This is a genomic window from Collinsella sp. LCP19S3_B6, from assembly GCF_052121815.1.
Taxonomy (GTDB): Bacteria; Actinomycetota; Coriobacteriia; order Coriobacteriales; family Coriobacteriaceae; genus Collinsella.
The window spans coordinates 97,286-103,761 of record NZ_JBQKDN010000005.1 but is presented as its reverse complement, the minus strand read 5'-3'; the positions used below and the strand labels follow the sequence as shown (position 1 = coordinate 103,761).

Below are 6,476 nucleotides of genomic sequence, written 5' to 3'. Positions count from 1 at the left end.
GTGCCCCCTTCGTCGGTGATTTGTTGTTTAGTCGCTAGAAATCATATGACGGGGCGCGGGCCGTGTTCCGCTATGCGGTTGTCAATTTGCGAAAGAAATTATGCGTCACCATCTAGGCGGCAAGCAAGTCAACATAGCCATGCCCGGGGCCGGCCGTTTGATTTTTGTAGATTCCGCACGAGCCGAAGGCCACTTAATGTGGCCTTCGAGCGAGCCCAGGACCTGACCGAGCAAAAATCAAACGGCCGGCCCCGGGCATGGCGACGAGATAGATTACCGAGCCGCCAAGATGGCGTCGATGAGCGTCAGTACGCCCCCGTCGTTGTTGCTCGGAATGCGCCATTTAGCATGCGCGTTCATATGCTCCTCGGCATTGTCCACGATAAAGCTATGCCCGACGCGCTCGAGCATAGGGATATCGTTGTAGGTGTCGCCCACGGCGGCGGCATCGGCGATATCGATGCCCAAGTGCTCGCACAGGTGCGCGACGCCGGCGCCCTTGTCGACGCCCAGATTCATAAAGTCGATCCACTCGCGGCCCGCATTGGTGACGTAGAGCTGATCCGAGAACGCGGGGTTATAGGTCTCGCGGAACGCAGACTCAGCGTCGTAGGCGGGGAAGAAGATCGAAATCTTGTTGGACTCGAAATCAATGCCCTCAAAGCTGTCGACGTAGTTGATTGTGTTGTAGTAGACGCTGATCTCGTCGTGGTATTGATGGTCGCGGGCAAGCACGTAGAACTCGTCGAAGCAGCACAGGACGGGAACGGCGCGAGAATCCTCCGAGGCACGAGCGAGCACCTGTTGATACAGCGCCACATCGATATTGCTCTTATAGATATAGTTGCCGCGATATATCACGCACGCGCCGTTATCGGGGCAAAAAGCGATGCGGCTCTTGATGTCCTCAAACATCTCCTCGAGCTTGGGGGCGGGACGTCCACTGGCGGGGCAGAATACGATGCCGGCTTCGGCGAGCTTGTCCAGGCGTTCGTCAAGGCCTTGCGGCAGCACGCGCTCGTCGGTCAGCAGCGTCTTGTCCATGTCGACGGCGATGAGCTTAATGTTTCCGATATTGGCGTCCGATTCGTAAGTTTGCATAAAAGCGAGCCTTTCGTTTCGAAATTGTTTCAGACGTTATAACCATCAACCCGTAATCAGGCGTATTTTCGCAGGAACGGAGCGTATTTGCACTGCATTTCACAAACTAATGAAAAAACTTTTCAGAAATTTGAATTTGTCGCTTGTGCAGCGGGCACTTTAGCGTAATATAGCGACCATCGAAAACGGAGACGGCAAAAGAGCCGCTTACCGAGGAAAAGGTACCGTTTGCGATATTAGAATTGCGCCCGGCGATAGGTGAAAGGAGAGGCAGATGCAGTTCGTAAAGATCATAACCACTGCAGACAATGCCATCCGACGCCAGCGCGCAATTTCCCGACGACGATAACAATCGTCTCTGTCCGCATGGGGCGAATTGCCTCAACAGAGTCATTTTAAGGTCGTTGGGTTTTAGCACGACATTGCTGCATGTTTCTAGGGCATGTATGTGCTGATTTTTGCTATTTAACCTGATATTGCACGATATGTGACCTTGAAATGACTTGCAACTGACCGATGTTCTAACTAGCTATCAAGGGCGAAAGGAAACAGCCATGAGCAAGGAAAAAGTCGTTCTCGCATATTCTGGTGGACTTGATACATCCGTATGTGTCAAGTGGCTCCAGGACGAGAAGAATCTCGATGTCGTTTGCGTTTGCGGCAACGTGGGCCAGGAGGAGACCGGCCTGGATGCCAAGAAACAGAAAGCACTCGACCTGGGCGTTCTTGATTGCCAGGTGCTCGACCTGCGCGATGAGTTCTCCGATGAGTTCCTGACCAAGGCCATCGCCGCAAATTCCATGTACGAGAACAAGTACCCGCTGCTTTCCGCTCTGTCTCGCCCGCTGCTCGCCAAGAAGCTTGTCGAGGTCGCCCACGAGTTTGGCGCGACCTACGTCGCCCACGGCTGCACCGGCAAGGGTAACGACCAGGTTCGTTTTGAGGCTGCCGTCAAGGCCCTCGACCCCGAGCTTAAGGTTATCGCCCCGGTTCGCGAGTGGGATCTGAAGTGCCGTCCCGACGAGGTCGCCTATGCTCACGCCCACAACGTGCCGGTTCCCGAGGGTGCCAACGACAACCCCTATTCCATCGACGACAACCTGTGGGGTCGTGCCATTGAGTGCGGCCACCTGGAGGATCCCTGGAACGAGCCGCTCGACGACGCCTGGGTTATGACCAAGAATCCCGAGGACACGCCCGACACCCCGACCTACACCGAGATTGAGTTTGAGGCCGGCAAGCCCGTCGCCGTCGACGGCAAGAAGATGAAGCTCTCCGAGATCGTCATCGCCCTCAACAAGATTTCGGGCGATAACGGCTTTGGTCGTCTCGACCTGGTCGAGGATCGCCTGGTGGGCCTCAAGAGCCGCGAGTGCTATGAGGTTCCCGGCGCCCTGACGCTTATCACCGCCCACAAGGCGCTCGAGGATATTTGTGTCGAGGGCGATCTGCTCAAGACCAAGATTAAGCTCGAGCAGGATTGGGCCACCGCCGTGTACAACGGCCAGTGGTACAGCCCGCTCAAAAACGCACTCGACGCCTTTATGGCCGATACCCAGAAGTTCGTGACCGGTACCGTTCGTCTGAAGTTCTTTAAGGGCAACTGCCATGTTGTCGGCCGCAAGAGCCCCTTCAGCCTCTATGACTACGGTCTGGCCACCTACGACCGCGACACCACGTTTGACGAGAAGGCCAGCGCCGGCTTTATCGAGATCGACACGCTGTCGCTCAAGACGTGGGCCAAGGTCCAGGGTCCCAGCTCTGCTGCCGCCCAGGCTTAAGTCTTTCTCCCTTGGTATCCGCGCGGCCCATCCGCGTGATACATAACGGGCGCATGGGGTCCCTACCTTTCGTTATGCTTGCTGACACTTCTTAACATCGGTGGCCCCTACATTCCGCCCGCATATATGATGCCGCGTCTGCGGCTGAGTCCGAGCCCCGCCGGGGTTGTCCGGCGGGGCTCCTTCTATCAATTTGGCGGCTCTGCGCCTATATATATCTGAGGAGTATCCATTATGTTCAATGCTATCGCGCATGCTTTACTTGCCCTCGCGCCCGAGTTCGATGCTGCAAAGGTCGAGGATGTCCCCATGAGCCTGAAGGCATGGATTGACGGCTCGGCAAGCAACGGCTGGCGGGAGTCGATGGGCGCCAAGTGCCTGGTGCGTCACTTCTTTGCAAATTAGCCACATGGTCTCGCGCTCGGTGGGGAATGTGCAAAACTAGCGGTTGATAAATCGCTTTAGCGACATGGCGCTTTGCTTTGGGCGCTTGTTTTGGTATTTAGAGAAAGGGGACGGTTCCATGGCTCTTTGGGGCGGTCGTTTTGAGACAGGCGTGGCCGAGGTCACGCAGGAGTTTGGCGCGTCGCTGCCGGTCGACAAACATCTCTATAAGCAGGATATCGCTGGCTCTAAGGCACATGCCAAGATGCTGGCGGCCCAAGGCGTTATCAGTGCAAAGGACGAGCAGGCGATTGCCGAGGGTCTGACCGCAATCGAACAGGATATCGATGCCGGCAACTTTACCTTCGATATCAACGACGAGGACATTCATATGTCCATCGAGAGCGAGCTGACCCGTCGCATCGGCGAGGCGGGCAAGCGCCTGCATACCGGGCGTTCGCGCAACGACCAGGTGGCGACCGATACGCGCCTGGGCGTCAAGGCGCTGGCCAAGGAGCTCATGGAGGCCAATCTTGAGCTGCGCCACGTGCTGGTGGATGCGGCCAAACAGTACGACAAGGTGATTCTGCCGGGTTACACGCACATGCAGCATGCTCAGCCCGTGCTGCTGTCGCATCATCTGCTGGCGTATTCTTGGATGTTCGCGCGCGACTTTACACGCCTGAAGGCCGCCTTTGATGCTGCCGACAACTGCCCGCTGGGCGCTGCCGCGCTTGCCGGTACGAGCTATCCGCTCGATCGTCAGATGACGGCCGCCGAACTTGGCTTTGCGGGCGTGATTCCCAACTCGCTCGATGCGGTTTCCGATCGTGATTTCCTCCTCGATCTGCATTACGCCGGCTCCGTCATGGCGATGCACCTGTCGCGTCTTTCCGAGGAGATCGTGCTGTGGTCGAGCTCCGAATTTGGCTTTATCACGCTTTCCGACTCGTATTCCACTGGCTCGTCCATCATGCCGCAGAAGAAGAACCCCGATTTTGCCGAGCTTATCCGCGGCAAGAGCGGCCGAGTCTATGGCAACCTGGTGCAGCTGCTCGTGACCATGAAGGGCCTGCCGCTCGCCTATAACAAGGACTTGCAGGAGGACAAGGAGGGCGCGCTCGATACCGCCCATACGCTCATGCGGTGCCTGTCCGTTATGGCCGGTATGATTTCGACCTGGACCGTCAACGAGGATGCCATGGCGCGCGAGTGCGGCGTGGGGCACCTTGCCGCCACCGATGTTGCCGATTACCTGGCCAAGCGTGGCCTGCCGTTCCGCGAGGCCCACGCCGTGGTGGGCCATTTGGTCCTGATGTGCGAGAAGCGCGACTGCAATCTTGAGGACCTGCCGTTTGAGGTGTTCCAAGAGGCAAGCCCGCTCTTTGAGCACGACATTACCGAGGCGCTCGACATCCCGTCGATTGTCGCTGCACGCACGACCGAGGGCGGTACCGCCCCTGCCGCCGTTGCCGTGCAGCTGCAGCGTGCCCAGGCACAACTCGTTGCCGACGAAGGTGTGCTTGGATCGCTGACCAAGGTCGTCGAGATGGGCCACGGGGCAAAGTAAGGGTTTAGTTGAAGCGGCTTTGGCTATTTATTGATAAATCGTTTTTGCTTTTACGGGCGTCTGTTGCTGCAGGCGCCCGTATTTTGTTGTAATGGGGAAGGGGCTTGTCGAGAACTTCTGTAGGACCTTTGGGCAGGTTGTGAAGGGGGTACGTTCACGGGCGGCAACCGACCGTCCGCTCGGTTCGGTTCGGTTGATGCGCGGTCGGATGGTACTCTAATCGGGCTTCGAAACAGAAGTGACACATATGGAACGTTTTAATAAATTGTAGTGTTTCAATAAACAGTTTTTTGTTTAACTGCAGCTAAAACTCTGTTACGATGCAGTCCAGGCGGGTGCCGGAATGGGACTTGGGCACGCGCGAACCTACTTGAAAGGCTACCTTATGGCTATCGAGAAGACCTTCATCATGATTAAGCCCGACGCTGTGCGCGATCGCAAGATCGGCGAGATCGTCGCTCGCATTGAGCGTAGCGGCCTTGTCATCGAACGCATGGAGATGACCACGCTCGAGCGTGCTACCGTCGAGGAGCACTACGCCCATCTGGCGGACAAGCCCTTCTTTGGCGGTCTCTGCGACTTTATGACGAGCGGTCCGGTCGTCAAGATGGTCGTTTCCGGTCTCTCCGCTGTCTCCAAGATGCGCACCCTTATGGGCGCTACCAACCCGCTTGACGCTGCCCCCGGCACCATTCGCGGCGACTTCGCTGTCGATGTCAACGCCAACGTGATCCACGGCTCCGACTGCCTGGAGAACGCCGAGATCGAGATCAAGCGCTTCTTTGGCTAAACCAGCTTTGACTCCTCAAAGCTGTTAGCGTGTGGCTTTGGCGCCGCGGAATTCCATCCGCGGCGCCCTTTTTATTCCAGTAGATTTCTAGGTATATCCCAAAAATCTACTAAACAGCCCCCGTCCGAATGTGTGTTCCGGACGGGGGCTGTCGTTAACGTATGGTGTTGTAAGTCTTTAGGCCTCGTCGACGACCTTGAGTCCGCGGGTCTGGTCGATCTCGTTGATGAGATTGACGCGACGCTCGTGGCGGCCGCCCTCAAACTCGGCGTCGAGCCACTCGTCGACAATCATCTTGGCGAGTTCGGAGCCCACGACGCGGGCACCAAAGGCGAGCACGTTGGTGTTGTTGTGCATGCGGGAGAGCTTGGCGCTGAAGGGCTCGGAGCACACGACGGCGCGTACGCCCTCGACCTTGTTGGCAGCCAGGCTAATTCCGACGCCGGTGCCACAGATGAGGATGCCCAGGTCGACGTCGCCGTTGGCAACGGCCTTACCCACCTTGTAGCCGGCGATGGGGTAGTCAAAGCTCTCGGAGGTGTCGGTGCCAAAGTTCACGACCTCGCAGCCGCGCTCCTTCAGGTGCTCGGAGATGATGTTCTTGAGCTCGACGGCGGCGTGGTCGTTACCGATACCGATCTTCATGGATGCTTCCTCTCTGGTCTGTGCGGCGAGATTGCTAAAGGTTTTACCGCGTTCGACTGCATGATAGCGCGACTTTTGTTTAAACGCTCGGGCGTTTTTTGCTCAAACGCTTTAGCATGCAATAAGACCGGCTTCTCATGAATAATGCCGCCAATTTGTGCTTGAGCGCCGTCCGCCGGAACCATGGTTGTGGTTTTTGATGCAT

At 57.1% G+C, this 6,476-nt stretch carries 6 protein-coding genes; 4 read left to right on the top strand and 2 right to left on the bottom strand.

What is annotated here, in order from left to right; genetic code table 11:
• Positions 1 to 273: 273 nt before the first annotated feature.
• Positions 274 to 1,101, bottom strand: coding sequence for a Cof-type HAD-IIB family hydrolase (locus ACTQWD_RS03325; RefSeq protein ID WP_441559248.1), 828 nt, complete (start codon positions 1,099 to 1,101; stop codon positions 274 to 276).
• A 554-nt stretch (positions 1,102 to 1,655) separates the two neighbouring features.
• On the opposite strand from ACTQWD_RS03325, the gene ACTQWD_RS03320 reads away from it, so the two are divergent.
• From ACTQWD_RS03320 to ndk, 4 genes are all read left to right on the top strand, one after another.
• On the top strand, positions 1,656 to 2,882 hold the full coding sequence (locus tag ACTQWD_RS03320; protein WP_035138001.1) for an argininosuccinate synthase: 1,227 nt from the start codon (positions 1,656 to 1,658) through the stop codon (positions 2,880 to 2,882).
• Positions 2,883 to 3,116: 234 nt separating this feature from the next.
• Positions 3,117 to 3,287 (top strand): hypothetical protein, encoded by a 171-nt coding sequence (locus tag ACTQWD_RS03315; RefSeq protein ID WP_154515301.1) that lies wholly within the window; start codon positions 3,117 to 3,119, stop codon positions 3,285 to 3,287.
• 118 nt (positions 3,288 to 3,405) lie between these two features.
• Positions 3,406 to 4,836 carry an argininosuccinate lyase gene (gene argH, locus ACTQWD_RS03310; RefSeq protein WP_441559247.1) on the top strand — a complete coding sequence of 477 codons (1,431 nt, stop codon included), beginning with the start codon at positions 3,406 to 3,408 and terminating at the stop codon, positions 4,834 to 4,836.
• 385 nt (positions 4,837 to 5,221) lie between these two features.
• Positions 5,222 to 5,626, top strand: a complete 405-nt coding sequence (gene ndk / locus ACTQWD_RS03305; RefSeq protein WP_055251725.1) for a nucleoside-diphosphate kinase — start codon at positions 5,222 to 5,224, stop codon at positions 5,624 to 5,626.
• Between the two features lie 177 nt (positions 5,627 to 5,803).
• Here the strand turns inward: ndk and rpiB are convergent, their stop codons facing one another.
• A complete protein-coding gene (rpiB, locus tag ACTQWD_RS03300) occupies positions 5,804 to 6,271 on the bottom strand; it encodes a ribose 5-phosphate isomerase B (RefSeq protein ID WP_427719257.1) in 468 nt (155 codons plus the stop codon).
• Positions 6,272 to 6,476 lie beyond the last annotated feature (205 nt).

Coding starts and splice junctions, on each gene's coding strand:
- rpiB (WP_427719257.1), bottom strand. CDS start 6,271: ATGAAGATCGGTATCGGTAACGACCACGCCGCCGTCGAGCTCAAGAAC.
- ACTQWD_RS03325 (WP_441559248.1), bottom strand. CDS start 1,101: ATGCAAACTTACGAATCGGACGCCAATATCGGAAACATTAAGCTCATC.
- ndk (WP_055251725.1), top strand. CDS start 5,222: ATGGCTATCGAGAAGACCTTCATCATGATTAAGCCCGACGCTGTGCGC.
- argH (WP_441559247.1), top strand. CDS start 3,406: ATGGCTCTTTGGGGCGGTCGTTTTGAGACAGGCGTGGCCGAGGTCACG.
- ACTQWD_RS03315 (WP_154515301.1), top strand. CDS start 3,117: ATGTTCAATGCTATCGCGCATGCTTTACTTGCCCTCGCGCCCGAGTTC.
- ACTQWD_RS03320 (WP_035138001.1), top strand. CDS start 1,656: ATGAGCAAGGAAAAAGTCGTTCTCGCATATTCTGGTGGACTTGATACA.